This is a genomic window from Flavobacterium akiainvivens (assembly GCF_001278115.1).
GTDB lineage: Bacteria > Bacteroidota > Bacteroidia > Flavobacteriales > Flavobacteriaceae > Flavobacterium > Flavobacterium akiainvivens.
The window spans coordinates 1-3,174 of sequence record NZ_LIYD01000002.1; the positions used below are offsets into that span (position 1 = coordinate 1).

Below are 3,174 nucleotides of genomic sequence, written 5' to 3' on the forward strand. Positions count from 1 at the left end.
AAAAAGTACAATAAGCAAAATAAGGGCGCATGGGGGATGCCTGTGGCTCTCAGAGGCGATGAAGGACGTGATAAGCTGCGATAAGCTTCGGGGACTGGCACATACAGACTGATCCGAAGATTTCCGAATGGGGCAACCCACTATGTTGAAGACATAGTACACCGTTAGGTGGGCAAACCCGCTGAACTGAAACATCTAAGTAGGCGGAGGAGAAGAAAACAAAAGTGATTCCGTAAGTAGTGGCGAGCGAACGCGGAATAGCCCAAACCAGAGTTGTTACGGCAATTTTGGGGTTGTAGGACTGCGACATTTTATGCAAATGGAACTGGAATTACCTGGAAAGGTAAGCCGTAGAGGGTGATAGCCCCGTATAGGTAACAAATGTAATAGATAGCAGTATCCTGAGTAGGGCGGGGCACGTGAAACCCTGTCTGAATCTGGCGGGACCATCCGCTAAGGCTAAATACTCCTGAGAGACCGATAGTGAACCAGTACCGTGAGGGAAAGGTGAAAAGAACCGTGAATAACGGAGTGAAATAGATCCTGAAACCATGCGCCTACAAGCGGTCGGAGCCCTTTAGTGGGGTGACGGCGTGCCTTTTGCATAATGAGCCTACGAGTTACCGTTGCTGGCAAGGATAAGCACTTCAGGTGTGGATCCGTAGCGAAAGCGAGTCTGAATAGGGCGCTTTAGTCAGTAATGGTAGACGCGAAACCGTGTGATCTACCCATGGGCAGGATGAAGCTGTGGTAACACATAGTGGAGGTCCGAACCGGTTGACGTTGAAAAGTCTTCGGATGACCTGTGGGTAGGGGTGAAAGGCCAATCAAACTCGGAAATAGCTCGTACTCCCCGAAATGCATTTAGGTGCAGCGCTGGCTTAGTTTATTAGAGGTAGAGCTACTGATTGGATGCGGGGGCTTCACCGCCTACCAATTCCTGACAAACTCCGAATGCTAATAAATGTTTACCAGTAGTGAGGGCATGGGTGCTAAGGTCCATGTCCGAGAGGGAAAGAACCCAGACCATCAGCTAAGGTCCCCAAATGTATGCTAAGTTGAAAAAACGAGGTTTGTCTGCCCCGACAGCTAGGATGTTGGCTTGGAAGCAGCCATTCATTTAAAGAGTGCGTAACAGCTCACTAGTCGAGCGGACGAGCATGGATAATAATCGGGCATAAGTATACTACCGAAGCTATGGACTTGTAAAAGTGGTAGGGGAGCATTCTAGCGGCGCTGAAGGTGTACTGCGAGGTATGCTGGAGCTTTTAGAAAAGAAAATGTAGGCATAAGTAACGATAATGCGGGCGAGAAACCCGCACGCCGTAAGACTAAGGTTTCCTCAGCTATGCTAATCAGCTGAGGGTTAGTCGGGACCTAAGGAGAATCCGAAAGGAACATTCGATGGCCAACGGGTTAATATTCCCGTACTTCTTATAATTGTGATGGGGCGACGGAGTGATGAAAGCACCGCGAACTGACGGAATAGTTCGTTAAAGTACCTAGCTATAGGATTTGTAGTTAAATGCGCAGATTCTGGTGAAATACGATAGTACTCAGAGCCTTCGGGCAAAGAGATAGTGTGCCTAAGGGCTTCCAAGAAAAACCTCTAAACTTAGATTATAAGAACCCGTACCGTAAACCGACACAGGTAGTCGAGGAGAGTATCCTAAGGCGCTCGAGAGATTCATGGCTAAGGAATTAGGCAAAATAGACCTGTAACTTCGGGAGAAAGGTCGCCAGCAGCAATGCTGGCCGCAGTGAAAAGGTCCAGGCGACTGTTTATCAAAAACACAGGGCTCTGCAAAATCGTAAGATGAAGTATAGGGCCTGACACCTGCCCGGTGCTGGAAGGTTAAGAGGAGATGTTATCTTCGGAGAAGCATTGAATTGAAGCCCCAGTAAACGGCGGCCGTAACTATAACGGTCCTAAGGTAGCGAAATTCCTTGTCGGGTAAGTTCCGACCTGCACGAATGGTGTAACGATCTGGACACTGTCTCAGCCATGAGCTCGGTGAAATTGTAGTATCGGTGAAGATGCCGATTACCCGCAGTGGGACGAAAAGACCCTGTGCACCTTTACTATAGCTTAGTATTGACCTTGGATAAGTGATGTGTAGGATAGGTGGGAGACTGTGAATCGGGTTCGCCAGGATTCGAGGAGTCATTGTTGAAATACCACCCTTTGCTTATCTGAGGCCTAACCCCGCGTTGCGGGGGACATTGCTTGGTGGGTAGTTTGACTGGGGTGGTCGCCTCCAAAAGAGTAACGGAGGCTTCTAAAGGTTCCCTCAGCACGCTTGGTAACCGTGCGTAGAGTGCAATGGCATAAGGGAGCTTGACTGAGAGACATACAGGTCGATCAGGTACGAAAGTAGAGCATAGTGATCCGGTGGTTCCGTATGGAAGGGCCATCGCTCAAAGGATAAAAGGTACGCCGGGGATAACAGGCTGATCTCCCCCAAGAGCTCATATCGACGGGGGGGTTTGGCACCTCGATGTCGGCTCGTCACATCCTGGGGCTGGAGAAGGTCCCAAGGGTTGGGCTGTTCGCCCATTAAAGTGGCACGCGAGCTGGGTTCAGAACGTCGTGAGACAGTTCGGTCTCTATCTACTGCGGGCGTTAGAAATTTGCGTGGATCTGATTCTAGTACGAGAGGACCGAGTCGGACGAACCACTGGTGTATCTGTTGTCCCGCCAGGGGCACCGCAGAGTAGCCACGTTCGGAAGGGATAAGCGCTGAAAGCATATAAGCGCGAAACCCACCACAAGATGAGATTTCTTTTAAGGGTCGTGGAAGATGACCACGTTGATAGGCTACAGGTGTAAAGGCAGTAATGTCATAGCCGAGTAGTACTAATAACCCGTAAGCTTATGTACGCTACTTCCTCCCGGAGCAATCCGGGAGGGGTACACTTTCTAAAACAAGACACTTTTGTATTATCTTAGTATGTTAACATATTGCAAGCACGCTTGCTTTTGAGTTCAGGTTATCAAGAACCTGAAACCAAATAAACCTTTTAAGGTGATTATTGCGGCGGGGCTCACCTCTTCCCATCCCGAACAGAGAAGTTAAGCCCGCCTGCGCAGATGGTACTGCATTTTGTGGGAGAGTATGTCATCGCCTTTCTTTTAAAACCCCTTATCTAATCAGATAAGGGGTTTTTGTTTTT

General features: G+C 49.0%; 2 rRNA genes. Both read left to right on the forward strand.

Annotated features, from left to right (window positions below):
* Positions 1–8: 8 nt before the first annotated feature.
* Positions 9–2,881: ribosomal RNA gene (locus AM279_RS00020) — 23S ribosomal RNA — on the forward strand.
* A 141-nt stretch (positions 2,882–3,022) separates the two neighbouring features.
* Positions 3,023–3,131, forward strand: a 5S ribosomal RNA gene (gene rrf, locus AM279_RS00025).
* The last annotated feature ends 43 nt before the right edge of the window (positions 3,132–3,174 follow it).